This window comes from Nocardiopsis changdeensis (genome assembly GCF_018316655.1).
Classification (GTDB): Bacteria; Actinomycetota; Actinomycetes; order Streptosporangiales; family Streptosporangiaceae; genus Nocardiopsis; species Nocardiopsis changdeensis.
In genome coordinates this window covers 2,738,465-2,763,518 of record NZ_CP074133.1, presented here as the reverse complement: position 1 = coordinate 2,763,518, position 25,054 = coordinate 2,738,465, and the positions used below count along the sequence as shown (strand labels likewise).

Here is a 25,054-nt window from a genome sequence, read left to right as displayed (position 1 = left end):
CACGCCCGGTATACCGTCACGCCATGCAGATCGACTTCGTGGCCTGGGACGATCCCGACGCCACCGCTCTCCGGGCCGGGCAGCGCGCCGAGATCGCCCAACGGTACGGGACCCCCGACTCCGAGCCCGGCACGCCCCCGTCGGCGTCCGACATCGCCGTGTTCGCGCTGGCCCGGGCCGCCGACGGCACCGCGGTGGCCTGCGGGGGCCTGCGCGACCTGGGGCCGGACGAGGGCGGCGAGGTCAAGCGGATGTACGTGCTGCCCGGGCACCGGGGGTCGGGGGCGGCCCCGCGGCTGCTGGCCGCCCTGGAGGAATGGGCGCGCGACCGGGGGTGGAAGCGGCTCCGGCTGGAGACCGGCGACCGCCAGCCCGACGCGGTGCGGTTCTACACCAAGTCCGGCTACACCCCGGTGGAGCCCTTCGGCGCCTACGCCGGCGAGCCCTCGTCGCTGTGCTTCGGCAAGACCCTGTAGGACGCGCCGACACGAACCGGCCCCGGGGCTCCCCCACGATGGAGTCCCGGGGCCGGTGTTCGGGGGCGCCGGTCACCTGCCGACGGCGCGACCGCCCTTGTGCCAGATGCAGACCACCGACGGGCGCGGGAAGTCGCCGTCGGGCCACACGCTGGTGGGCGCCTCGAAGGTCCCGTCCTCACCGGGGTGCTGCGGGGCCAGGAAGACCGTCTTGTCGTCCTTGGTGATGAACGGGCCGCACGCCTCGGCGTCCACCGGAACGGTCGCGAAGGTCTTCAGCTCGCCGCGGAAGCGCCCCTCGACGGGCATGACGTGCAGGCCGTCGTTGATCCCCAGGGTGCCGGGCTGGCCGTCGGTGGAGATCCACAGGTTGCCGTCGCTGTCGAAGGTGACGTTGTCGGGCGAGGAGATCGGCATCACCTTGGACTTGTCGTAGCCCGCGTAGTAGGTGTCCTCGTCCTCGGGGTTCCCGCACACCAGCGGCACGGTCCAGGCGAACGCCTCGGCGGCGGCGTCGCCGTTGTGCTCGATGATCTCCAGGATGTGGCCGTGCTTGTTGGGGCCGCGCGGGTTGGGCTCGTCGGCCTGGCCAGGCTCGCGGGCGGTGTTGTTGGTCAGGGCCACGTAGACCTTGCCCGTGGCGGGGCTGGCCTCGATGTCCTCGGGGCGGTCCATCTTGGTCGCCCCGGCGGCGTCGGCGGCCAGGCGGGTGTGGACGAGCACCTCGGCGACGCTGAAGCCGTCCACAAAGCTCGTGGTGTCGCTGGCCAGCGGGATCCAGTCGCCGTAGCCGTCGAACTCGCCGTCGGCGGGCAGCGCGCCGGACCCGTCGATCTCCTCCTCCGGGCTGTTGCCGGTGAGGCGGGCGACGAAGAGCGTGCCGGTGTCCAGGAGGGTGAGGTTGTGGCGGGTGTCGCCCTCGCGGAACTTCTTCGCGCTGACGAACTTGTAGATGTAGTCGAAGCGCTCGTCGTCGCCCATGTAGGCGACCGCGCGGCCGTCCTCGGCGAGGCGGACGGTGGCGCCCTCGTGCTTGAAGCGGCCGAGCATGGTGCGCTTGGCGGGCGGGGCGGAGGGGTCGAGGGGGTCGGTCTCGACGATCCAGCCGAAGCGGTTCACCTCGTGGGGGTGCCGGGAGAGGTCGAAGCGCTCCTCGACCCGGTCCCAGCGGCGGCCCGAGGCACCGGTGGACAGGCCGTAGCGGGCGTACTCGGGGCTCGCCGGGGCGTTGCCGAAGTACTGGTTGAAGTTCTCCTCGCCGCTGAGGAAGGTGCCCCAGGGGGTGTAGCCGCCCGCGCAGTTGTTGAGCATGCCCCGCACGGTGGTCCCGGTGGGGTCCTCCTCCGTCTTGAGCAGGTCGTGCCCGGCGGCGGGGCCGGTGAGGGTGAACGGGGTGTCCGTGGTGATCCGCCGGTTGTAGCGCCGCTCGCCGGTGCTCAGGCGCCACTGGCCGGTGCGGCCGACCCGCTCGACCTCGACGATGGAGCCGCCGTGGGCGGCCATGGCGATCCGGATCTGCTCGGGGGTCGCCGAGGCCCCGTTCCGGTAGCCGCGGAACATGAGGTTCTCGTTGGTGTACTCGTGGTTGACCCACAGCAGGCCGCGGTTCTCGTCGAGCTGGTGGAGGCCGACGTAGTCGCAGTTGTAGCCGAACTGCTGCGCCTGGGCCTCGGCGGTCTGGTTCTCGACGTCGAACTCCGGGGCCCCGGGCAGGACGGGGTCGCCCCAGCGGACGACGACGTGCTGCTCGTAGCCGTTGGGGATGGTGACCTTGTCGTCGTTGTTGGGCAGGACGCTTCTGAAGGTCGGCCGGGGGGCGGGCTTGGGGCGGCCGGGGCCCCGGTCCGCGACGGCGGGGGCGGCCATGCCCAGGGCGCCGGCACCGGCGCCGACCACCGCGGCGCCCAGCATCGAGCGGCGGGAGAGCGCCTTGGCGAAGATGTCACCGAAGTAGGCGTTGTCGCTCTTGTTGGGAGCGGGGTGGAAACAGGCATCACCGCAGCGCAGCTCGCAGGTCCTGCGGGAACGGCCACCGCCGACCGTGTCGACGAACGGCAGCAAGCGGCGGCGGGGCGCGGATTCGGGCACACCTTCTCCTCGGGGATCGTTGCTTCCCCCCGGCGGCCTCCGCCCTGGTACGGGGCTGGGTCGGGGCCGTGCGGGGTCGCGGCAGGCGGGGTGGTCCCACCGGTCGCTCTCGACCTTGGCCGAGGTTCCACACGCACGGGTGAAACCGAGGTGAACGCCCCTACAACTCCCGCGCAGCACCGAGTTGATCACTCTTCGCTACTCGGTGAACACCCACCGTCGGCCCTTGTCCGCGATGATCCACCACCGCGGACCACCGGGTCCAGACCCCACGCCCGGGGCCCTTTCCCGTTCCCCCTTCCCCTACCCCTGCCCGGTTCCGCCGCGCCCTATCCCCTCCCCTTGCTGCGGCCGACCGGCACCACCATGGGGCCGCCGGTGACCGGGTCCTCCACCACCACGGCGTCCAGCCCGAACGCCTCGCGCAGCAGCTCGGGGGTGAGCACGTCGGCGGGGCCGCCGCTGGCCAGCACCCGCCCGTCCCGCATGGCGATGACCGTGTCGGCGTAGCGGGCCGCGAGGTTGAGGTCGTGCAGGACCATGACGATGGTGCGCCCGCCCTCGTCGTGCAGTTCGCGCACCAGGTCGAGCACGTCCACCTGGTGGACCAGGTCCAGGAACGTGGTGGGCTCGTCCAGCAGCAGCAGGTCGGTGCCCTGGGCCAGCACCATCGAGATCCAGGCGCGCTGGCGCTGGCCGCCGGACAGCTCCGACAGCGGGCTGTCGGCCAGGTCGGCCAGCCCGGTCAGCTCCAGAGCCCGGGCGACGGCCTCGTGGTCGTCGCCCGACCACTGGCGGTACCAGCGCTGGGCCGGGTGGCGGCCGCGGGCCACGAGGTCGGCGACGGTGAGCCCGTCGGGGGCGGTGGGCTGCTGGGGCAGCACCCCCAGCACCCGGGCGACCTCCCGGGTGGGGGTGCGGTGGATGTCGCGGCCGTCCAGCTCCACCAGCCCGGACCTGGGGCGCATGAGCCGGCCCAGGGCGCGCAGCATCGTGGACTTGCCGCACCCGTTGGGGCCGATGACGCAGGTGACGGTCCCCTCGATGATGTCGGCGTCCAGGCCGTCGACGATGACGCGGTCGTCGTAGGCCAGGGTCAGGCCGCGGGCGCTCAGGCGCGCCCGCGCGTCGGAGGGCGTGCCCTCGGTGCGTGTGGTCTGCGGCGCGGTCACCGAATTTTCCCGAAGGATGCCCCGTCCTTCAGGGCGGAAAGGCATTCGGGACAATCCGCACTCACTTTTCCGTTCTGCCTTACTCATGCCTCTCCTCGGTGTAATTTTTTCCGCATGCGGACGGCGTACAAGGTCCGGGCCTATCCGGACGCCGAACAGGCGGCCCAGTTGGGCCGCACTTTCGGCTGTGTGCGCCTGGTGTGGAACAAGACCCTGGCCGAGCGCCGCACCGCCTACCACCGGTACGGCGAGACGACCACCTACAAACAGACCGACGCCGCGCTGACCGGGTGGAAGAAAACCCAGGAGCTGGCGTTCCTGTCCGAGGTGTCCTCGGTCCCGCTCCAGCAGACGCTCAGGCACCAGCACACGGCGTTCTCCAACTTCTTCGCCGGACGCGCCCGCTACCCCCGGTTCAAGACCCGGACCGGCCGCCAGTCGGCGCACTACACCCGGTCGGCGTTCCGCATCCGGGGCGGGGAACTGTTCCTGGCCAAGCAGCGGACACCGCTGCGCCTGGCGTGGTCGTGGCCGGACGTGGACCCGGCGGCCCTGGACCCGACCACGGTGGTCGTGTCGCGGGAGCCGGACGGGCGCTGGTACGTGACCTTCGCCGTGGAGGCCGACGACCCGGCCCCCGCACCCGAGGACGGGACGGGGTCCGGTCCTGTGGTCGGGATCGACCTGGGGGTGGGGGACTTCGCGACCCTGTCCACCGGGGAGAGGATCGCCAACCCCCGCCACCTGGCCCGCAAAGCGAAGAACCTGGCCCGGTACCAGCGGCGGACGGCCCGCAAACAGCGCGGGTCCGCCAACCGGCGCAAGGCCGACCGCAGGGTCGCGGCCGCGCACCGCAAGGTCCGCCACGCCCGCGCCGACTTCCTGCACAAGACCACCACCCGGCTGGTGCGCACCCACGATGTGATCGCGATCGAGGACCTCGACGTCTCCGCGATGACGGCCTCCGCGCGCGGCACCCTCCAGGCGCCCGGCCGGCGGGTGCGGCAGAAGGCGGGACTCAACCGGGCGGTGCTGGACGCCGCCTTCGGTGAGTTCCGGCGCCAGTTGGAGTACAAGGCCGCACGACAGGGTCGCACCCTGGTGGTGGTCGACCGGTGGTTCCCCTCGTCCAAGACCTGCTCGGACTGCGGGTACCTCCTGAAACGTCTTTCTCTGGGCACCCGGTTCTGGACGTGCCCGGACTGCCGCACACGGCACGACCGTGAGCTGAACGCGGCGAAGAACATCGGGGCGGCAGGACGTGCCGTACTCCGGGGCCAGGCCCCGGGGCAGGCCTGTGGAGCCGGTGTGAGACGGCAAGGGTCCTCCCTTCCGCGGTCGGCGACGAAGCAGGAAACCGGGCCCGCGAGGGCCGGCCCGTAAGGGTTGTGCGCACACGAGTGCGTATCGGGATCCCCTCCCTTCGGAGAGGGGAGAAAGTCAAGCTTGGGTCCTCCGGTTGGCGCGGACGAGCAGGTGGATGAGGTACAGGGCGCCCAGGCAGCCGGTGACGACGCCGACCGGCAGCTGGATGTTGTCGAGCGCGGTGCGGGCCGCCAGGTCGGCCCCGCTGACCAGGGCGGCGCCCACCAGCGCCGACAGCAGCACGGGCGGCCGGGAGGTGCCGGGCCCGGCCAGGCGCAGGGCGATCTGCGGGCAGGCCAGGGACACGAACAGGATCGGCCCGGCGGCGGAGGTGCCGAACGCGGCCAGCAGCACCGCCAGGACGAGCATGGCCGTGCGGGCGCGCTCCAGGTCCACGCCCAGGCCGCGCACCACGTCGTCGTCGTAGGACAGGGCGTCCAGGGTGCGCGAGGCGGCCAGGGCGAGCGGCAGGAGCAGCACCAGGGCCAGGGCGACCGGGGCGGCGTTCTCCCAGGTCCGCATGCTCAGGCTGCCGGCGACCCAGACCATGGCCCGGCCGGTGTCGGTGACCTCGCCTAGGGTGAGCAGCCACAGGGTGAGGTTCATCAGGACGGTGGAGACGCCCACCCCCACCAGCAGCAGCCGGTAGCCGTCGACGCCGCCCCGGCGGGCCAGCGTGTAGCACAGCGCCCCGGCGGCCAGTCCGCCGATCAGGGCGACGGCGGGTACGCCCAGCGAGGACAGGGCGCCGCCTCCGGAGAGGATGCCGTAGCTGCCGCCGAACGCCAGGACGGCGACCACGCCGGCGCTCGCCCCGTGGGTGACGCCGAGCAGGTCGGGGCTGGCCAGGGGGTTGCGCATGATGGTCTGGGTGACCGCCCCTGCGGCGGCCAGGGCGGCCCCGGCGAGCATGCCCGTCACCACGCGCGGCATCCGCACCCGCCACACCGTGAAGTAGTGCTCGTAGTCGGTGCCGATGATGTGCGCCCACACCTGGGCGGGGGTCAGCGGGGTCCGCCCCAGGGAGAGGTTGAGGGCGAGCAGCACCGTGAGGACCGCCAGGACCGCCAGGCACACGGCGATCAGGCGGGGGCGCAGCCGCAGCGCGACGGGTCCCAGGCGCAGGGCGGGGCGGCTGCGGCGCAGCCGGTCGCGCACCTGGTGCGCCGGGTGTTCGGGGGCGAGGGGGGTCATAGGGCGAGGAGTCTCCGGCGGCGGACGATGTAGATGAAGAAGGGCGCGCCGACGAGGGCGAGCACGATGCCGACCTGGAGTTCGCCGGGCGGGGCCAGGAAGCGGCCCAGCACGTCGGCGGCCAGCAGCAGGATCGCCCCCATGAGGGCGGAGTAGGGCAGCAGCCACCGGTGGTCGGCGCCGACGATCCCGCGCGCCAGGTGGGGCACGATCAGGCCGACGAACGCGATGGGGCCGCAGGCGGCCACGGTGACCCCGGTGAGCAGGGTGATCGCGGTCAGGCCCACCACCCGCGCCCGGCCGACCCGGTGGCCCAGCGCCTTGGCGGTGTCCTCGCCCAGGGCCAGGGCGTTGAGCGCCCCGGCGTTGGCCAGGCCCAGGGCGGTGCCGACGGCGACCACGGCCAGCATCGGCGGCAGGATCTCGGGATCGCGGCCGACCAGGGCCCCCACCCGCCAGAACCGGAAGTCGTCCATGGTGGAGCGGTCCAGCAGGACCAGGCCGGACACCACCGAGTAGGCGAGCCAGCTCACCGCGGTCCCGGCCAGCGCCAGCGTGACGGGCGTGGGTCCGCGTCCGGGCACGGACCCGATGAGGTAGACCGCTGCCGCGGCGGCTCCGGCCCCGGCGAAGGCCAGCCAGGCCTGGGTGTACAGGGCGGTGATGTCGAAGAGCGCGATGCCCAGGACCACGGCCAGGGCCGCCCCGAAGGTGACGCCGAGGATGCTGGGGTCGCCCAGGGGGTTGCGGGTGTGGCCCTGCATGAGCGCCCCGGCCAGTCCCAGGGAGACGCCCGCCATGATCCCCAGCGCGGTGCGGGGCAGCCGGATGTCGTTGACGATGATGTCGGCCTCGGCCCCGGCGGTGGCGGTGAGCGCCTGCCAGACGGTGTCCGGGCTCAGGGCCCGGGCGCCGATGAGCACGCTGCCCAGGGACGCCGCGCACAGCAGGAGGACGAGCGCCGCCAGCCCGGCGAGGCGGCGCGAGCGGCGTGCGGCGACCGCGGTGTCCGCCGCGATCGCCCGCTGCGCGGGGGGATCCGCGTTACCGGGGGGCGGCCCGGAGGTGTCGTGCACCCGGACTCCTATCATGACGAAGGCCAGGCAATCCTAAGTTAGGTTTGCCTAGCCGTATCTGGATGGCCTAAGTTTGCCACGTCCCGGCCTGGAACGACACACCGCCCCGTGGTTCGCGCGCCCCCCGGCCCGCCCTGGACCGAACGTATTCCCCGACCCTCATGGAGCCCCCGTATGACCCTGTCCACCCGGCCGCGCCGGCTGTTCCCGCCCGTCGCCGCGGCGGCCGCCGCTGTCGCCATGCTGACCGCCTGCGGCGCCGGCGGCCCCGAAGGCGCCCCCGAGGCCTCCAACGAGCCCTCCGACGGCTACCCGCGGACCGTGGAGCACTTCCTCGGCTCCACCGAGATCACCGCGGCCCCCGAGCGCGTCCTGCCGCTGGACGCCGCCTACGTGGACTCCACCCTGGCCCTGGGCGGCAACGTGGTGGGCTTCACCACGTTCGCGGAGGACGTCACCGAGCTCCCCGACTACCTGGTGGAGAGCGACTGGAACGTCGGCACCGCCGACGAGGCCGTCCCGGTGGGCCTGCTGTGGGAGGTCGACCCCGAGGCCGTGGCCGAGACCTCCCCCGACCTGATCCTGTCGGCGCAGGTCCGCCACGGCGACGGGTACGAGCAGCTCTCCGAGGTCGCCCCGACGGTCATGTCCGAGACCACCGGCGCCACCTGGAAGGAGAACCTCGTCCTCACCGGCGCCGCGCTGGACGCCGAGGAGGAGGCCGAGCGGCTGGTCGCCGAGTTCGAGGAGCGCGCCGCCGCCCTGGGCGAGGCGATCGTGGAGGCCAACGGCGGCGAGGCGCCCACCGTGTCGGCGGTCCGGTTCGCCGGCGACGCCGACGGCGTCCGCCTGTACACCCCGCAGTCCTACATCGGCGTGATCCTGGAGGACGTGGGCCTGGAGCCCGGCCCGGGCGTGGACACGGAGTCCGAGGAGATCGTCACCTACCACAGCCAGGAGCGCCTGCTCGACCTGGACGCCGACCACATCTTCGTCGCCACCTACGACGACGGCGGCGCCGACGGTGTCCAGGAGAGCAAGGAGGAGTACATGGCCGCTCCGCTGTGGGGCGAGCTGACCGGCGAGATCACCGAGGTGGACGACGAGTACTGGATCTCCGGCGTGGGCCTGATCGCCGCGCACGCGGTGCTGGACGACCTGGCCGAGATGTTCGGCGTCGACCCGCAGCGGTAACGGCGCGCCCCGCCTTCCCAGAACGGGTGCGCGGCCGCCCCGCCCGGCGCCGCGCACCCGCGCCGCCCCGCGACACCACACCGGGAGACCCCGTGGAACCGCCCCGCTCCTTCGAACACGCCCCCTGCCTGGACGCCGGCCGGATCCCCGCCCCCGTGCGGGCGGCGGCGCTGGAACTGGCCGCCGGGACCGGGGCGGGCTATGTGTACGACCCCGCCCTGGCCGCCGACCGGGCCCGCACGCTGCGCAAGGCGCTGCCGGACTGGGCCCGGGTGTACTTCGCGGTCAAGGCCAACGGCTTCGAGCCGGTGCTGGCGCACCTGGCCGAGGCCGTGGACGGGTTCGAGGCGGCATCGCTGCGCGAGGCGCGCGCCTCCCTGGCGGCGCTGCGCGAGCGGCGCGGCGGCCCCGGCGGGAGGATCGCGGTGAGCGGTCCGGGCAAGACCCCCGAACTGCTGGCCGGGCTGGCCCGGCTGCGCGCCGGACACGGCGCCGACGTGGCCGTCAACCTGGAGAGCGTCCTGGAGGCGCACCGGGCCTCGGCGGCCGCGGTCGGCGCGGGCACGGTGCTTCCGGTGACGATCCGGGTCAACCCCGCCCGGGTGCCGGTGAGCGGTTCCCTGGTGATGGGCGGCACCCCGGGCCCGTTCGGGGTCCCCGAGGCGGAGGTGCCCGCGGCGGTGGAGGCGGTGCGCTCCCTGCCGGGCCTGGACCTGACCGGCTTCCACGTGCACGCGGTGAGCGGCAACACCGACGCCGCGGCGCACGCCGCCTACGTGCTGTGGTGCCTGGAGTGGGCGCGCGGCACGGCCGACCGGCACGGGGTCGACCTGCGCACGGTGGACGTGGGCGGTGGCCTGGGCGTGCCGTTCGAGGCGGGCGACGACGCCTTCGACCTGGAGGGGTTCGGCGCCGCGCTGGCGGACGCCCCCGACCCGGGTGTGGAGGTGGTGTTCGAGCCCGGCCGGTGGATCGGCGCCCCGGCGGGCTGGTACGCGGCCCGGGTGACGGACGTCAAGGCGTCCTACGGCGGGACCTTCGCCGTGGTGCGCGGCGGTATCAACCACTTCCAGCTGCCCACCTCCTGGGAGATCCGGCACAACTTCGCCGTGCTGGCGGACGACCTGTGGCCGGCCGGCGTGCCCCGGCCCGAGGCGCGCGGGGCGTCGGTGACGGTGTCGGGCGAGCTGTGCACCCCCGAGGACGTGCTGGCCCGCGATGTGCGGGTGGCGTCGGTGCGCGCCGGCGACGTGCTGGTCTTCCCCAACGCGGGCGCGTACGGGTTCGAGTTCGCCATGCCCGCGTTCCTGGGGCACCCCGCGGCGGTGCGCACCACCGTGGACTCCCGGCTGCCCTGACCGCGGCCCCTGTGGCGCGGGACATGCATCCCCCTCTTGACATGACTTAGGTAAGCCTGCCCTAATTGGTTCGGCCTCCCCCGGCCCCGTACCCCCGTCCCCGACAAGGAGATCCCACCGTGTCCGCCTCCCCCGCTCCGACGGCCGACCCGACCTCCGTCACCTGGCGGATCGAGAACCTCACCGGAGCCGACGTCCTCGCCGACCCCTCCCCCTGGGTCCGGGCCTACGAGGAGGTCTACGCGCACGCCCTGCACCTGCCCGACCACCGCGCCCCCGCCTTCGCCGACCGCCTCGCCTTCAGCGCCCGGCGGGAGGGCTTCCGGCTCACGTCCTGCCACGCCGACGGCGTCCTGGCCGGGTTCGCCTACGGGTACCCCCTGCCGGTGACCACCGGCTGGTGGAACGGCTTCACCCCGCTGCCCGGCGTGGACGCGGACGAGGTCACCGCCGAGTACCCGGGCCGCACCTTCGCCCTGTGCGAGGCCCTCGTCCCCGAACCGTTCCGGGGATCCGGCGTGGTCGAGCGCGCCTTCCCCCTCCTCGTCCAGGGGCGCGCCGAGGAACGCGCCGCCGGGCTGGTCGCCGAGACCAACGCCCACGCCCTGGACCTGGTCCTGCGCAACGGCTGGACCCACGTCGGCGACGTCGAGCCCCACCCGGGCTGGCGCCGCCACCACGCCCTGACCATGCCCCTGCGCTGACCCGCGCCACCGGCGCGCACGCCGCCGTGCGCGCCGGCGCTCCCCTCCAGCCCGCCCCGCCCGGCGGGCACCGGGACGCGCGGCCTCCCCCGCCGCCCCCGGCACAACGCACCGACCGGGCCCCGCGGCCCGGGCCTCCCCCGTCCGCGCGCCCGAACCGCCTCGGAGAGAAACAGGAGCCCCACGCCCCATGACCATCACTCCCGGTGGCGACACCGTGACCTGGGGAGCCGACGGCCTCACCGTCCCCGCCGACGCCTCCGCCCTGCTGCCCGACGCCCTGGCCGGAGCCCCCGGCGGCCCCGAGGCCGTGGCCGCCCTCCTGGCCGCGGCCGCCGACGCCCTGTCCGCGGCCCGCGAGGAGCGCGGGGGACCGCTGCCCGCCCGCACACCCCAGGAGGTGGCCGAGGCGGTCCGGACCGCCCTGGGCCCGCCGACCGCCGCGCCCGAAGGCGACCGGAACGCCCCCGACCTGGCCGAACGGGTCCTGACCCGGCTCACGCACGCCCTGGCCGTGCACGCCGCCGACCCCGCCCACCCGCACTGCGCCGCCCACCTGCACTGCCCGCCGCTGGCCGTGGCGGTGGCCGCCGACGCCGTCGCCTCCGTCCTCAACCAGTCCATGGACTCCTGGGACCAGGCCCCCGCCGCGACCGCCATGGAGACCCGTGTCATCGGCGAGCTGGCCGGCCTGGCCGGGTACGACCCCGAGGCGGCGGGCGGCGTGGTCACCTCCGGCGGCACCGAGTCCAACCTGACCGCCCTGCTGCTGGCCCGCGACCACGCCCTGGCCGGGCCCGAGCGCGACCCCGTCCGCCACGGGGTGGCGCGGGCGGCCGCCGGCGCCCGCCCGCGCATCCTGTGCGGGGCCGCCGCCCACTTCTCCGTCCAGCGCTCGGCCGCCCTGCTGGGCCTGGGCGAGGACGCCGTCGAGACCGTCGACGTCGACTCCCGGCACCGGATGCGCCCGCGCGCCCTGCGCGAGGCCCTGGACCGGATGCGCGCCGACGGCGACATCCCCGTCGCGATCGTCGCCACCGCGGGCACCACCGACCTGGGCGGCATCGACTCCCTGGGCGCGATCGCCCACATCGCCCGCGAGTACGGGGTGTGGCTGCACGTGGACGCCGCCTACGGCGGCGGGCTGCTGTTCTCCCGCCGGCTGCGCGGCCTGCTCGCCGGGCTGGACCGGGCCCACTCGGTCGGGCTGGACCTGCACAAGCTCGGCTGGCAGCCGGTGGCCGCCGGGGTCCTGCTCACCCGCGAGCGCGCCCTGTTCGCCCCGCTCTCGCGCTCGGTGGACTACCTCAACCCCGCCGACGACGAGGAGGCGGGCTACCCCAGCCTGCTCGGGTACTCGCTGCGCACCACCCGCCGGGCCGACGTCTTCAAGATCGCCGTCACCCTGCGGGCCCTGGGCACCGACGGGCTGGGCCGCCTCGTGGACGCCTGCCGCGACCTGGCCCTGCGGACGGCTGCCAAAGTCACCGCCCACCCGCGGCTCCAGCTGGCCGACTCGCCCTCCCTCACCACCGTGGTGTTCCGCTACGACGCCGGGGCCGACTCCGACGAGGTCAACGCCCGCCTGCGCCGCCGCCTGCTCCAGGAGGGCCGGGCCGTGGTCGGCCGCACCCGGATCAACGGCCGCGTGTGGCTCAAGCTCACCCTGCTCAACCCCGCCACCACCGTCGAGGACACGACCGCCCTGCTCGCCGGGGTCGCCGCCGCGGGCGACACCGAACTCGCCGCCCTGAAGGAGTCCCGTTGACCGCCACCTCCCGCCCCCACGCCCACGGGGACGACGAACCGTACGACCTGGTGGGCGTCGGCCTGGGCCCGTTCAACCTGGCCCTGGCCGCCCTGGCCGACGGTGTGCCCGGCCTCACCGCGCGCTTCCTGGAGGCCCGGCCCGACTTCTCCTGGCACCCGGGCCTGCTGCTGGAGGGCGCCCGGCTCCAGGTGCCCTTCCTCGCCGACCTGGTGACCCTGGTCGACCCCACCAGCCCCTGGTCGTTCCTGTCCTACCTGCGCGAGCACGACCGGCTGTTCCCCTTCTACTTCTCCGAGCACTTCCACGTGCCGCGCCGGGAGTACGACGACTACTGCCGCTGGGTGGCCCGCTCACTGGGCTCGTGCCGGTTCGACGCCCGCGTGGACGCCGTCCACCACGAGGACGGGGTCTTCACGGTGGAGCACACCGACGCCGCCGGGGCGGTGACCCGCACCCGCGGGCGCGCCCTGGTACTGGGCATCGGCACCGAGCCGGTGCTGCCCGGGCCGCTGCGCCCCCTGGTGGGCGAGCGCGTGTTCCACGCCGCCGACTACCTGGAGCGGGCGGCGGGCCTGGACGGGGTCGACGACATCACCGTGCTGGGCTCGGGCCAGTCCGGCGCCGAGGTGTTCCTGGACCTGCTGCGCTCCCCCGCCCACCGCGGCACCGCCGTGCACTGGGTGACGCGCTCGCCGGCGTTCGCCCCCATGGAGTACTCCAAGCTGGGGCTGGAGCACTTCACCCCCGACTACACCCGCTACTTCCACGCCCTGCCCCAGGAGACCAAGGACCGCGTGGTCCCCGCCCAGTGGCAGCTGTACAAGGGCATCAGCGGCGACACCATCGCCGAGATCCACGACGTGCTCTACGAGCGCGGCATCGCGGGCGCCGACGTGGGGGTGAGCCTGCGCGCCCAGTGCGAGCTGCTGGCCGCCGAGGCCGACGGGGACGGGTTCGCGCTGCGGTTCCGCCACCGCGAGCAGGACGCCGAGTTCACCGTCCGCACCGGCGCGGTGGTCGCCGCCTCCGGGTACGCCCAGCGCTCCCCCGGCTTCCTGGCGCCCCTCGCCAAGCTCATCGAGACAGACGGACGGGGCCGGCCGCTCGTCGACGGGGACCTGCGCCTGGCCACCGACCCGGCGCTGACCGCCCCGATCCACGTGCAGAACGCCGAACTGCACACCCACGGCGTGGGCGCCCCCGACCTGGGCCTGGGAGCCTGGCGGGCGGCCGTCATCCTCAACTCCCTCACCGGGGGCACCGCCTACCGGCTGCCGGAGCGGACGGCGTTCACGTCGTTCGGCGCCCCGGCCGGGGCCCGGCGGTGAGCGGGGCCTCGTTCCGCCGGCTGTACCTGCTGGTCGTCCTGCTGCACCTGGTGGGCGACGTGGCGCTGAGCCCGTTCTACCCGCAGCTGTTCGAGCGGCTGTTCGGGGTCACCGACCCGGCGGCCACCGGCGTGTACATCTGGGTGTGCCGGGTGACCGCGCTGGCGGCCATGCCCCTGTGGGGCCTGCTCGCCCGCCGGTTCTCGCTGTCGTCCCTGGTGCTGGGCTCCCTGGGGGCGGCGGCGGTACTGGAGCTGGCGCTGGCCGCCTCCCCGGCGTACCCGGTGTTCCTGGTGCTGTCGGCGGTGCAGGTGGCGGTGACGATGGCGTTCACCCTGGCCTATCCGGCGTTCGTGGGCACCGGAGCCGACCGGGTCCGCGACGTCACCGTGTTCGCCTACGTGGTCAACGGCGGCACGGTGGCGGCCACCCTCATCGGCGCGGGGATCATGGCCCTGCCCCAGCCCCGCTGGGGCATCGCCGCCTGCGCGCTGCTGTACGTGGCGCTGGCGGTGCTGTGCCACCGCAGGCTGCCGCGGGAGCGGCGCGCGCCCGCGGTCGCCGACTCCGTCCCCGAGCCCCGGGCGAGGGCTCCGCGGGGCGCGGTGGCGGCGATCGCCGCGGTGAGCGCCGTCGTGCTGGCGGTCGAGACCGCACGGCTGGTCGTGCGTCCGTTCTTCACCCTGTACGCGCAGGACGGCGGCGTCGGCACCACGGCCGCCGCCGTCCTCTTCCTGCTCCCGCAGGTGGCCGTGCTGGCGGTGCTGCCGCTGGCCGGGCGGGCGCACGCCCTGCTGGGCCGGGCGCTGCTGCCGGCCGCGTGCCTGCTGGCCGCGGCCGGGCTGGCCTGGCAGTTCCTCACCCTCGACCCCGTGCCGCTGGCGCTGGGCCGGGTGGTGTTCGGCGTCGGCCTGGGGCTGGGACACGTGGCCCTGGACCTGAGGGTGTTCGCCGTGACCGGCACGGACGGTCCGGCGTTCTCCGCCGTGGCCACCGTGCGCGTGGCCGCGACCCTCGTCAGCCCGGTGGCCGCCACGGCCCTGGCCGCGGGCGGGGCGGGGCTGCCGCTGGCGGCGGGGGCGGGGCTGTTCGCGGTGCTCGCGCTGCTGCTCTGCCTCCCCTCGCGCCCGCCCCCACCTCCCGGGACCTCCGACGACCCGTCCGCGCACCGCACCGAAAGACCGCACCATGTCTGAGAACGCACAGTCCACCCACGACGCCGACCTGTGGCGCCGGGCCGGGAGCCGCCTGCTCGCCCACATGGTCGGCGAGATGGCCTACGAGGAGATGATCGTCCCCGAGCCCGCGGCCGGGCCCGGGGCGCCCGGAGGCTCCCCCGCCTGGCGGCTGCCCGTGGACGACGGCGTCACCTACGCCTTCACCGCCCGGCGCGGCGGCTTCGGCTCCTGGCACGTGGACGCCGACTCCTTCGTCCGCACCGGCGCCGAGGGCCCCGAGCCCGCCTGGGACCCCACCCGGTTCGTCACCGACGCCCAGAAGACCGTGGGCCTGCCGGGCGACTCCCTGGCCGAGGTGGTGCGCGACCTGCTGGCCACCCACGCCGCCGACGCCCGCCTGCTGGCCGCCGCCCTCCCGGCCGCCGACCTGGCCGACCTGCCCTACGAGGACCTGGAGGGGTACCAGACCGGCCACCCCTGCATCTTCGTCAACAAGGGCCGGCTCGGCTTCTCCGCCGACGACGCCGCCCGCTACACCCCCGAGGCGCGCGGCGCGTTCCGCCTCGTGTGGATCGCCGTCCACCCCGACCTGGGCGCCTTCCAGTCCATGGCGGACACCGACCAGGCCGCCCTGGTCGCCGCCGAGATCGACGGGGACCAGCGCGCGGAGTTCGCCGGGCGGATCCGCGAGCGCGGCGGCGACCCCGACGCCTACCTGTGGGTCCCGGTCCACCCCTTCCAGTGGGACGAGGTCGTCGCCCCGCTGTTCGCCGCGGAGATCGCCCTGGGCCGAGTGGTGCGCCTGGGCGAGAGCCGCGACCGCTACCGCCCCTTCCAGTCCATCCGCACCCTGATGAACCTGGACCGGCCCGACCGGCTCAACGTCAAGGTGCCGCTGATGATCCGCAACACCCTGGTCTGGCGCGGGCTGTCGGGCACCCAGACCGGCTGCGCCCCGCACACCAGCACCTGGCTGCGCGACCTCGCCGAACGCGACGCCTACTTCGCCGAGACCGGGGTGGTGATGCTCGCCGAGCGCGCCTCGGCCACCGTCCCGCACCCGGTGTTCGCGCGGATGCCGCAGGCCCCGTACCGGTTCCACGAGCTGCTGGGCGCCATCTGGCGCGAGCCGGTCCACCGCCACCTGCGCGGGGGCGAGCGCGCCCGCACCATGGCCTGCCTGCTGCTGCGCGGCTCCGACGGGCGGCCGCTGGTGGCCGAGCTGATCGAGCGCTCCGGGCTGGGCGTGGAGGCCTGGCTGGAGCGGTTCGTCGCCGCCCTGTTCCCGCCGGTGCTGCACTACCTGTACCGGTACGGGGCGTCCTTCACCCCGCACGGGGAGAACGTGGTGCTCATCCTGGACGAGGACGAGGTCCCGGTGCGCATCGCGCTCAAGGACTTCGGGTCGGACGTGGAGCTGCTCCCCTTCGACCTGCCCGAGTACGCCGAGATCCCCGAGCACGTGCGGTCGGTGCTGCACCGCTGGAGACCGGAGGAACTGGCGCACTCGGTGCTGTCGGCGATCTGCGCGGGGCACCTGCGGTTCCTCGCCGACATCGTCGAGCACGACCTCGGGGTGCCCGGGGCGCGGCTGTGGGCGCTGGCCCGCGCCCAGGTGCTGGCCCACCAGGCGCGCTTCCCGGAGCTGGCCGAACGGTTCGCCTGGTTCGACCTGCTGGCGCCCCGGGTGGGGCGGGTGGCGCTCAACCGCGAGCAGCTCATGGGCGGCGGCTTCCACGAGCGCGCCGAACGCGACGCCGAGTTCGACGTCATGCACGGCCTGGTGGACAACCCGCTGGCCGTCCCCGGGGAGGAGGAGTGAACGACGTGGCCCGCACCCCCGCCGCACCGCTGCCGGTGCCCGCCGAGCTGACCGCCGGGCACTGGGACCGGGCCAGCGGCCTGCTGGCCGCCAAGATGGTCGCCGAGCTGTGCTTCGAGTACGCGCTGGTCCCCGAGGCCGACGGCCCCGGCCGCTGGAGCGCCGCCGTGGGCGCCGCCCGGTACCGGTTCGAGGGCCGGCGCACCCTCCTGGACGGGTGGCGGGTGCTGCCGGGGGTCACCCGGGTCGGCGCCGACGGGACCGAGGCCCCGGCCTCCCCGTTCGCCCTGCTGCGCGACCTGGGCGCGGCCGGGGTCGTGGACCCGGCGGTGGAGGCGTTCACCGTCGGGGAGCTGACCGCCACCCTGTCGGCGGACGCCCGGCTGGCCGTGGAGCGGCGCACCGCCGCCGACCTGGCCGACCTGCCCTACGCCGACCTGGAGGGGCACCAGACCGGGCACCCGTGGATCTTCGCCAACAAGGGGCGGGTGGGCTTCTCCGCCCGCGACCGCGCGGACTTCCCGCCCGAGGCGCGGCGGCCCGTGCGGCTGCCGTGGATCGCGGTGCACCGCTCCCTGGCCGAGTACCACGGGGTGCCGGGGCTGGAGGAGGAGGTGCTGCGCGCCCGTGAGCTGGGCGGGGAGACCGTCGCCCGGTTCACCGGACGGCTGGCGGCGGCGGGCGCCGACCCGGACGCGTTCGTGTGGCTGCCGGTGCACCCGTGGCAGTGGGACGAGGTGGTGGTGCCGCTGTTCGCCGCCGAGCTGGCGCGCGGGCTCATCGTCCCGCTGGGCGAGGCCGGGGACGACTACCTGCCCCAGCAGTCCATCCGCACGTTCACCAACCTGACCAGACCGGACCGGTTCAACGTCAAGCTGTCGCTGGCCATCCTCAACACCATGGTCTACCGGGGCATCCCCACCGAGCTGTGCCGGGCCGCCCCGGTGAGCACCGGGTGGGTGCACGCCCTGCACGCCAAGGACGCGTTCCTGGCCGAGCGCCACCGGGTGATCCTGCCCGGCGAGGTGGCCGCGGTGGCGGTGCGCCACCCGGTGCTGGAGGACATCCCGGACGCCCCGTACCGGCACCGGCAGCTGCTGGGGGCGCTGTGGCGCGAGCCGGTCGCCGGCTTCCTGGAGCCGGGCGAGCGGGCGCGGACCCTGGCGGCGCTGCTGCACGTGGACGGCGAGGGCCGGGCGTTCACGGCGGAGCTGGTGGAGCGGTCCGGGCTGGACGCCGAGGAGTGGCTGGCCGCCCTGTTCGGGACGGTGCTGCCGCCGCTGCTGCACCTGCTGTACCGGTACGGCCTGGCGTTCAACCCGCACGGGGAGAACACCATCGTCGTCTACGACGAGCGGGACCGGCCGGTGCGGCTGGCGGTCAAGGACTTCGTGGACGACATGAAGCTGCTGGACGCCGACCTGCCGGAGTACGAGGGGCTGCCGGCGGAGGCGCTGGGGGTGCTGATGCGCTTCGACGCCCGCGAGCTGACCTCGTCGGTGGCCAAGTCGCTGTTCATCGGGCACTTCCGGTACCTGGCGCCGCTGGCGGAGGAACAGCTGGGGGTGGGCGAGGAACGGTTCTGGGCGCTGGTGCGGGCCGAGATCGACCGGTACCGGGCGGAGTTCCCCGAACTGGCCGACCGGTTCGCGCTGTTCGACCTGCTGGCGCCGGAGTACGAGCGGGTGTGCCTGAACCGGGAGCGGCTGCTGGGCGGCGGCTACCACGACCGCGCCGAGCGCGACGCCGAGTTCCACCTGGACGCCCCGCCGGTCCCCAACCCGCTGCACACCCCGGAAGAGAAGCGATGAGCACGACGATCGGCGACGGACTGCCGCCCCTGTACGAGACCCTGCCGCCGTCGCCCCCGCCGCCGCCGTTCCCGGTGCCGCTGGAGCGGCTGCGCGCCGACGTGGAGGCGGGCGGGATCACCGACGTGATCGTGGCCCTGCCCGACCTCCAGGGGCGGGTGCAGGGCAGCCGGGTGGCACCGCGCGACTTCGCCGAACGGGTGCTGGAGAACGGGTTCGACGCCTGCCTGTACCTGCTGGCCACCGACGTGGAGATGGAGTCACGGCCGGGGTACGCCACCGACCCGTGGGGCGGGGGGCTGGGCGACTTCGCGATCCTGCCCGACCCCGGCACCCTGCGGTACCTGCCCTGGGACCCGGGGACCGCCCTGGTGCTGGGCGACGCGCTGGACGCCGACGGGCGGCCGGTGCCGGTGGCGCCGCGGCAGGTGCTCAAGGAGCAGCTGGAGCGGCTGGCGGAGCGGGGCTGGCGGGCGCTGGCGGGGACGGAGCTGGAGTTCCTGGTGTTCCGCGACTCCTACCAGGAGGCGTTCGAGGGCGGTTACCGGGGGCTGACCGCCGCGACCCGGTTCAACTCCGACTACGCGCTGCCGGAGGTCGCCGAGATCGACCCGCTGATGCGGCGGATCCGCACCGCGATGGAGCGGACGGGGATGCGGGTGGAGTCGGCGCGCGGCGAGTGCCACCCGGGGCAGTACGAGATCGTGTTCCGCTACGACGACGCGCTGCGGACCTGCGACAACCACGTGGTGTACAAGGCGGGGGCCAAGGCGCTGGCGGCCCAGGCGGGTGTGGCTTTGACGTTCATGGCCAAGTACGACGAGGGCGAGGGGAACTCCTGCCACGTGCACCTGTCGCTGCGCGACGAGACCGGTGCGCCGGTCTTCGCCGACGACGGGTCGGGGCGGTACGGGATGTCCAAGCACATGGAGCACTTCGTGGCGGGGCAGCTGGCGTGCATGCGGGAGTTCGCGCTGCTGCACGCGCCCAACGTGAACTCGTTCAAGCGGCTGTCCCCGCAGGCCTACGCGCCCAGTTCGATCGCGTGGGGGCTGGACAACCGCACCTGCCCGGTGCGGGTGGTGGGGCAGGGCGAGTCGGCGCGGATCGAGTTCCGGGTGCCGGGCGGGGACGCCAACCCGTACCTGTCGGTGGCGGCGATCATCGCGGCGGGCCTCTCCGGCATCGACCAGGCCCTGCCGCTGCCGGAGCCGACCGCGGGCGACGCCGGCGCGGACCCGGACCTGCCGCGGCTGCCCGCCTCCCTGGAGGAGGCGGTCCTGGCCTGGGAGAACAGCGACATCGCCCGGTCGGTGTTCGGGCCGGGCATCGTCCGCCACTACGCGGCGGCGGGACGTGCGGAGCTGGCGGCCTTCTCGGCCACCGTGACCGACTTCGAGCGCCGCCGCCACTTCGAGCGCGGTTGATGTGAAGGTGCCCCCGCCGGCCCCGTTCCGGCGGGGCGCCGCCCGCCCGCGGCGGCCAGACTGGACCACATGCGAACTCTGTACCTCACACTCTCCGGGGCCACCACCACACCGGAGGAGACCGCCCCCGACCTGGTCCGCCTGCTCCAGGACGAGGGGTGGCGGGTCACCGTGCTGTGCACGCCGACGGGCACCCGCTTCCACGACCTCGACGCGCTGGAGGAGCTGACGGGCGAGCCGGTGCGCGTGGACTTCCGCCGGCCGGGGACCGGCGTGAGCCTGCCCCCGCCGGACGCGGTCCTGGCCTGCCCGTGGACGTTCAACAGCACCAACAAGACGGCGCTCGGCATCACGGACACGTTCGCGGTCGCGCTGGTGTGCGAGATGATCGGCCGGGGCGTGCCGACGTTCCTGGTGCCCAAGGGCGGGGACGCGCTCGCGGGACACCCGGCCTGGGACCGCAGCCTCGGTTTCCTGGACGCCGTCCCCCACGTCACCCTCCTGCGCGGCCCGACCGGCGGCCTCCCGACCTGGCGCCGGGTCGCCGACGCCCTGGCCGAGGCTCCGACCAGCTGAGACGGGCCGCCCCTGGCCCCGATACCGCACCACCGGCGCCCGGTGAGGTCCACACGCCGCACCTTCGCGTGCAATCTCGAGCAAGCACGTTGTCCCCGCCCAGGCCGTCGGGCTTCCATGGATTCCGGAGGCCGCCGAGGCACCCGGGACGGCTCCGGCCTCCACCGACGTCCACCGCGAAGAGCGAGGAGGCCACCGTGAACGACGACGGCAACAACTGACCACCGGGAAGCGACGGCAGGGCGGCCCTGACCCTGGGCCGCCCCGCATCTGTTCCCCGGCATCGGGCTCTGCCGTCACTCCGCGGCGCGTCTGATCCGTTCGGCGACCTCGGCCAGCCACTCGTCGTCGGCCCTCTCGTGGTCGTGCGAGGACAGGTACCCCTGGTAGCGGTCGAAGTAGCCGGTGGCCGTCGATGCCACGGCCCGCCACCCCTCGCCCGCGTTGCCCGCCGTGCCGTGCATGGGGAAGAGCTTGGCGTGGGCGTGGTCCACCCCGTACCCCTCGTACATGATCCCGGTGCGTGCCACATCGGCGAAGGCCGTATCCAACAGCCGCGCCACCTCGCGGGCCGCCAGGTGCAGCGCGGTGTACTCCCCCTCCTCCAGGTCCACCACGTAGCTGCTCTTGTGGGCTTTGGGGACCACCACCGAGAACCCCTCGGTGTTGGGGAAGATCGACAGGAACGCCAGGTGGTCGGTGTCCTCCCAGATCCGGTGGGCCGGGGCCTGCCCGGTCACGATCCGGCAGAAGACGCACCCGGCGTCGCGGTCGGCGCTCATCGGACCCCCTCACGGACCGGAACGGCATCGGCGCAGGTTGGGCAGGCCGGGTCGCGGTCCGTATCCTGTTCGTCGAGCGACAGGTCGTGCGACCACACGCCCACCCGCCGGTCCAACGACGCCGGAACGCCGAAGCCGCCCAGGTACCGGAACACGTCCAGGGCGGCCAGGGACGAGGCGAGCATGTTCACGGGACCGTTGGAGGGCGCCTGGTAGCGGCCGTTGATCCCGGCCATGAGCCGGGCCAGCTCTGGTTCCCCCTCCGGGGCGCGGACGGTGAGGGGCCGGCAGTCCCAGCAGCCGGTCGTCCCCGGTACCACCAGCGGGCCCCACACCGCGATGTCGTTGACGTAGCAGGCGTTCAGCCAGGGTGTTCCGTCCCGGACGCAGTGGGCGTTGACCGTGCTCGTCAGCCCGGGGGAGTCCGCCGAGACCACGAGCAGGTCGCAGGAGGGCAGGCTCTCCAGATCCTCCCGGTCCCGGACCTCGCGGACCACCGGCCGCGTCCGGCAGTGGCGGTTGCGCCGCCGCAGTTCCCTGGCGAGCACCTCCGCCTTGGGCAGTCCGATGTCGGCCTCGGTGAACAGGAACTGCCGGGTCAGGTTGCTCAGCTCCACGTGGTCGGCGTCCACCAGCACCAACTCCCCGACCCCGGCGGTGGCCAGGGTGACCGCCACCAGGCCGCCGATGCCCCCGCACCCCAGTAGCACCACCCGGGCCCGTGCCAGTCGGAGCTGGACCTGCACCGCGTCGGCCCCGGAGAGCTCGTAGAACAGGGCGTGGCGGCTGTAGCGGTCGGCCGGGTCGTAGGTGTGCGCGGGGATCAGGTGGACACCGTCTTCGAGCAGCCGCATCACGGTCTCGGCCCGGAGGGTGTCCCCTTCACAGTGGCCGTCCAGGAAGGAGCGGGCCTCGGCCCGGGTGCGGGGTACGCGGAAGTGGTCGGCCAGCCGTAGCAGGGGTTCCCACAGCACCGGATCGTGCACGGGCCGGCGTATCGACCCGAATCCGAGGAACAGCACCCCGTCCTGGAAACCGACACGGACGTAAGGGGCCAACACCCGGGGTTCGTCAAGGCGGGGTTCCACCGATCGCACAAGGTCTCCTTCGTCGGTAGGGTCGGCGTACCGACGAACGTAATCCCGGGTTCGGGCCGCAGGGTCGGGGATTGCTCGGAATTGCTCGCGCGGTGCCGACGGCGCTCTGGCGGGCGCGGACCCGAATCGGTGAAACTGGGTTCCCACCCCCTGATCAGGGAGCCTCTGTGAAACTCCGCAAAATAGGTACGACTTCGCAGAACGGCGGATGCCCGACCCTGTACGAGACCGATACCGGTGACATCGTGGTCCAGGGTGACCGGCTGACGGATCCAGAAGCTCTCGCACAGTTGCGCGACGTGCTGGAGGGCGAGGAGTTCGTCGTGGTCCCCCGAGCCCTGCTGACCCGCTTCGCCCCCAAGGAGTGACGTGTCCGACCTGGTGTCCGGAGAAGCCTTCGACGACCTCTTCCGGCGGTACAGACACACCGCCTGGAGACTGGAGACCCGCACCTACTACGGCAAACTCGACGAGGACCGGCCCTTTCAGGAATGGCTGACCGGCAAGGAACCCGACCTGGAATGGTTCGTCCCGTGGCTGCGCATGGTGCGGGAGGAGACCGCCGCCGGCAAACGCATGGAGCGGGTCCGGCTCGTTGACGACCCGCCTTCGGACTACCTGCGCTGGGAGCTGTGGGGCACCCCCTACAACCTCGGTGCGGGTGAGGACATCCGTTATCTGAACCGCTCCCACCCGATCGTCGAGGAACTGCCCGACCACGACTTCTGGGTCTTCGACAGCCGGACCGTCGCCCGACTGGCCTTCGACGGCGACCGGTTCCTGGGCGTGCACCTCAGTGAGGAGCCATCCGAGGTCCTGGCCGCCCTCCAGGCGCGTGATGCCGCCTGGCACCACGCCCTGACCTTCACGGAGTACATGGCCACCCGCGCCCTATGACCGACTACCAGACCGCCCGTGCCTCCCTCGGTATCCGCCTGCGCGAACTCCGGGAGGAGGCCGGGCTGTCCGGCCGCGAGCTGGCCGCGCGTCTGGGCTGGCACCCTTCCAAGGTGTCGAAGCTGGAGCACGGCAAGCAGACGGCCGCCCTGGAGGATCTCCGGTCATGGGCGCGGGTGTGCGGACTCCCGGAGGCGGCGGAGGGGCTGGCGGCGCAACTGCGGTCGTTGGAGACGCACTACGCGAACTGGCGCCGCCTGCTCGCCGGAGGGCACGAACCGCTCCAGCGCTCCAACGCACCCCTGGACGCCGCGACGCGTCATTTCCGCATCCTCGAAACCGCGTGCGTGCCGGGCCTTCTCCAGACGGCGGACTACGCGGCGTTCATGTTCCGCCGGGGGGTGCGCCACCACCGCACCCCTGAGGACATCGACAAGGCGGTCCGCGCCCGCATGGCCCGCCAGGACGTCCTGGACGCCCCCGGCAAACGGTTCGAGATCCTCATCTGGGAACCGGCCCTGCGGATCAGGTTGGGGCCGGACCCGGTCATGGCCGGGCAGCTGTCCCGTGTCGCCTCGGAGATCACCCGGCGCCGGGCCGACATCGGCGTCATCCCCATGGGGGCGAGCATGGACGTGGTCCCCTCCCACGGGTTCTGGATCTTCGACGGGAAGCAGGTCCTGGTGGAGACCATCGGTGCCGAGCTGTCCCTGACCGAGGACCTCGCGACCGAGCCCTACCGGCGCGCGTTCGCCGAACTCTCCGCCGCGGCCCTGCGCGGCCCCCGTGCCGTGCGGCTCGTCCAGGCCATCGGCCGGGACCTGTCGACGTGAGGCGCACGTCGGCGTTCTCCCGACGGTTGGAGGCCCGCGCCCTATGACCGACTACCAGACCGCCCGCGCCTCCCTCGGTATCCGCCTGCGCGAACTCCGGGAGGAGGCCGGGCTGTCCGGCCGCGAGCTGGCCGCGCGCGCCGAGTGGCACCCGTCCAAGGTGTCCCGCCTCGAACGCGGGAACCAGACCGCGGCCGCGGCCGACCTGCGCCGCTGGGCCCTGCTGTGCGGACGCCAGGACGCGGCCGGGGGGCTGGTGGCCCAGCTCGGCTCGCTGGAGACCCACTACACCGGCTGGCGGCGCCGCCTCGCCGCCGGCAACCGGGCCCGCCAGCAGAACGCCGTCGACCTGGAGAACCGCACCCGCGTCCTGCACGCCTTCGAGTCGGTGTGCGTCCCGGGGCTGTTGCAGACCCAGGCCTACGCCCGCGCCATGATCGGCCGGGCCGTCGAACTCTACGGCACCCCGGCCGACGTCGAGGAGGGCGTGCGCACACGCATGGAGCGCCGCGCCGTCCTCCAGGACGGGGAAAGGGAGGTACGGATCCTGCTGTGGGAGCCGGCCCTGTACACCCGGCACGCCTCCGCACAGGTCCAGGTGGAGCAGCTCGACCACCTGGCCTCCTGCATCCGCCGGGGGCTCGGCGGAATCGGCGTCATACCCCTGGCGGCCACCCTGCCGGTCTCCCCCATGCACGGGTTCTGGATCTACGACGAAGAACGGGTGATCGTGGAGACCGTCAGCGCGGAGCTGTACCTGACCGACGACGACGCGGTCCGGCCGTACCGGCGCGTGTTCGCCGCCCTGTCCCGCGCCGCGGTCAGCGGACACCGGGCCCTGGAACCCATTCTCCGGGCCCGTGCCGCCCTCACCGGAACGCCGGCCTGAACCGGGTACGAGGTGG

Annotated in this window: 22 protein-coding genes; 16 read left to right on the top strand and 6 right to left on the bottom strand. The window is 73.9% G+C overall.

Annotated elements, in window-relative coordinates; genetic code table 11:
• The first annotated feature begins 23 nt into the window (after positions 1–23).
• Positions 24–476 (top strand): GNAT family N-acetyltransferase, encoded by a 453-nt coding sequence (locus KGD84_RS12435; RefSeq protein WP_220560462.1) that lies wholly within the window; start codon positions 24–26, stop codon positions 474–476.
• A 72-nt stretch (positions 477–548) separates the two neighbouring features.
• Here KGD84_RS12435 and KGD84_RS12430 read toward each other — a convergent pair whose 3' ends face one another.
• Positions 549–2,564, bottom strand: a complete 2,016-nt coding sequence (locus KGD84_RS12430; RefSeq protein ID WP_220560461.1) for a PhoX family protein — start codon at positions 2,562–2,564, stop codon at positions 549–551.
• A 329-nt stretch (positions 2,565–2,893) separates the two neighbouring features.
• A complete protein-coding gene (locus KGD84_RS12425; RefSeq protein WP_255646488.1) occupies positions 2,894–3,736 on the bottom strand; it encodes an ABC transporter ATP-binding protein in 843 nt (280 codons plus the stop codon).
• Positions 3,737–3,850: 114 nt separating this feature from the next.
• On the opposite strand from KGD84_RS12425, the gene KGD84_RS12420 reads away from it, so the two are divergent.
• A complete protein-coding gene (locus KGD84_RS12420) occupies positions 3,851–5,119 on the top strand; it encodes an RNA-guided endonuclease InsQ/TnpB family protein (RefSeq protein WP_220560459.1) in 1,269 nt (422 codons plus the stop codon).
• A 57-nt stretch (positions 5,120–5,176) separates the two neighbouring features.
• Here the strand turns inward: KGD84_RS12420 and KGD84_RS12415 are convergent, their stop codons facing one another.
• Positions 5,177–6,295 (bottom strand): FecCD family ABC transporter permease, encoded by a 1,119-nt coding sequence (locus KGD84_RS12415; protein WP_220560458.1) that lies wholly within the window; start codon positions 6,293–6,295, stop codon positions 5,177–5,179.
• Complete coding sequence (locus KGD84_RS12410) at positions 6,292–7,371, bottom strand: FecCD family ABC transporter permease (protein ID WP_255646487.1); 1,080 nt, start codon at positions 7,369–7,371, stop codon at positions 6,292–6,294. The genes KGD84_RS12415 and KGD84_RS12410 overlap by 4 nt, the downstream gene beginning before the upstream one ends.
• A 174-nt stretch (positions 7,372–7,545) precedes the next feature.
• Here KGD84_RS12410 and KGD84_RS12405 point away from each other — a divergent pair, with 174 nt between their 5' ends.
• The 10 genes from KGD84_RS12405 (at position 7,546) to KGD84_RS12360 (ending at position 20,540) form a co-directional block, all read left to right on the top strand.
• Positions 7,546–8,565, top strand: a complete 1,020-nt coding sequence (locus tag KGD84_RS12405) for an ABC transporter substrate-binding protein (RefSeq protein WP_220560456.1) — start codon at positions 7,546–7,548, stop codon at positions 8,563–8,565.
• Between the two features lie 92 nt (positions 8,566–8,657).
• Positions 8,658–9,923: an alanine racemase gene (locus KGD84_RS12400; RefSeq protein ID WP_220560455.1), complete on the top strand. Its 1,266-nt coding sequence runs from the start codon at positions 8,658–8,660 to the stop codon at positions 9,921–9,923.
• 119 nt (positions 9,924–10,042) lie between these two features.
• Positions 10,043–10,627 (top strand): GNAT family N-acetyltransferase, encoded by a 585-nt coding sequence (locus tag KGD84_RS12395; protein WP_220560454.1) that lies wholly within the window; start codon positions 10,043–10,045, stop codon positions 10,625–10,627.
• A gap of 190 nt (positions 10,628–10,817) precedes the next feature.
• Positions 10,818–12,395, top strand: a complete 1,578-nt coding sequence (locus KGD84_RS12390; protein ID WP_220560453.1) for a pyridoxal phosphate-dependent decarboxylase family protein — start codon at positions 10,818–10,820, stop codon at positions 12,393–12,395.
• Positions 12,392–13,726, top strand: a complete 1,335-nt coding sequence (locus tag KGD84_RS12385; RefSeq protein ID WP_220560452.1) for a lysine N(6)-hydroxylase/L-ornithine N(5)-oxygenase family protein — start codon at positions 12,392–12,394, stop codon at positions 13,724–13,726. The genes KGD84_RS12390 and KGD84_RS12385 overlap by 4 nt, the downstream gene beginning before the upstream one ends.
• Positions 13,723–14,922 carry an MFS transporter gene (locus KGD84_RS12380; RefSeq protein ID WP_220560451.1) on the top strand — a complete coding sequence of 400 codons (1,200 nt, stop codon included), beginning with the start codon at positions 13,723–13,725 and terminating at the stop codon, positions 14,920–14,922. The genes KGD84_RS12385 and KGD84_RS12380 overlap by 4 nt, the downstream gene beginning before the upstream one ends.
• Positions 14,915–16,726, top strand: coding sequence for an IucA/IucC family protein (locus tag KGD84_RS12375; protein ID WP_220560450.1), 1,812 nt, complete (start codon positions 14,915–14,917; stop codon positions 16,724–16,726). Before KGD84_RS12380 ends, KGD84_RS12375 begins: the two co-directional genes overlap by 8 nt.
• A 5-nt stretch (positions 16,727–16,731) precedes the next feature.
• Positions 16,732–18,537, top strand: a complete 1,806-nt coding sequence (locus KGD84_RS12370; RefSeq protein ID WP_255646483.1) for an IucA/IucC family protein — start codon at positions 16,732–16,734, stop codon at positions 18,535–18,537.
• A complete protein-coding gene (locus KGD84_RS12365) occupies positions 18,534–19,964 on the top strand; it encodes a glutamine synthetase family protein (RefSeq protein WP_220560448.1) in 1,431 nt (476 codons plus the stop codon). Before KGD84_RS12370 ends, KGD84_RS12365 begins: the two co-directional genes overlap by 4 nt.
• A 69-nt stretch (positions 19,965–20,033) precedes the next feature.
• On the top strand, positions 20,034–20,540 hold the full coding sequence (locus tag KGD84_RS12360; RefSeq protein WP_220560446.1) for a flavoprotein: 507 nt from the start codon (positions 20,034–20,036) through the stop codon (positions 20,538–20,540).
• Positions 20,541–20,836: 296 nt separating this feature from the next.
• On the opposite strand, the gene KGD84_RS12355 is transcribed toward KGD84_RS12360, so the two are convergent.
• Positions 20,837–21,322, bottom strand: coding sequence for an HIT family protein (locus KGD84_RS12355; protein WP_220560445.1), 486 nt, complete (start codon positions 21,320–21,322; stop codon positions 20,837–20,839).
• On the bottom strand, positions 21,319–22,383 hold the full coding sequence (locus tag KGD84_RS12350; RefSeq protein ID WP_338151210.1) for a TOMM precursor leader peptide-binding protein: 1,065 nt from the start codon (positions 22,381–22,383) through the stop codon (positions 21,319–21,321). The genes KGD84_RS12355 and KGD84_RS12350 overlap by 4 nt, the downstream gene beginning before the upstream one ends.
• 203 nt (positions 22,384–22,586) lie before the next feature.
• On the opposite strand from KGD84_RS12350, the gene KGD84_RS12345 reads away from it, so the two are divergent.
• From KGD84_RS12345 to KGD84_RS12330, 4 genes are read left to right on the top strand one after another with little or no spacing between them, the layout of a single operon-like run.
• A complete protein-coding gene (locus KGD84_RS12345; RefSeq protein WP_220560443.1) occupies positions 22,587–22,787 on the top strand; it encodes a hypothetical protein in 201 nt (66 codons plus the stop codon).
• Position 22,788: 1 nt separating this feature from the next.
• The gene (locus KGD84_RS12340) at positions 22,789–23,316 is read left to right on the top strand and encodes a DUF6879 family protein (RefSeq protein ID WP_220560442.1); all 528 of its coding nucleotides are present in this window, start codon (positions 22,789–22,791) and stop codon (positions 23,314–23,316) included.
• On the top strand, positions 23,313–24,149 hold the full coding sequence (locus KGD84_RS12335; RefSeq protein ID WP_220560441.1) for a helix-turn-helix domain-containing protein: 837 nt from the start codon (positions 23,313–23,315) through the stop codon (positions 24,147–24,149). The genes KGD84_RS12340 and KGD84_RS12335 overlap by 4 nt, the downstream gene beginning before the upstream one ends.
• Positions 24,150–24,192: 43 nt before the next feature.
• Entirely contained in the window at positions 24,193–25,038 is an 846-nt protein-coding gene (locus KGD84_RS12330; protein ID WP_220560440.1) for a helix-turn-helix domain-containing protein, read from the top strand.
• The last annotated feature ends 16 nt before the right edge of the window (positions 25,039–25,054 follow it).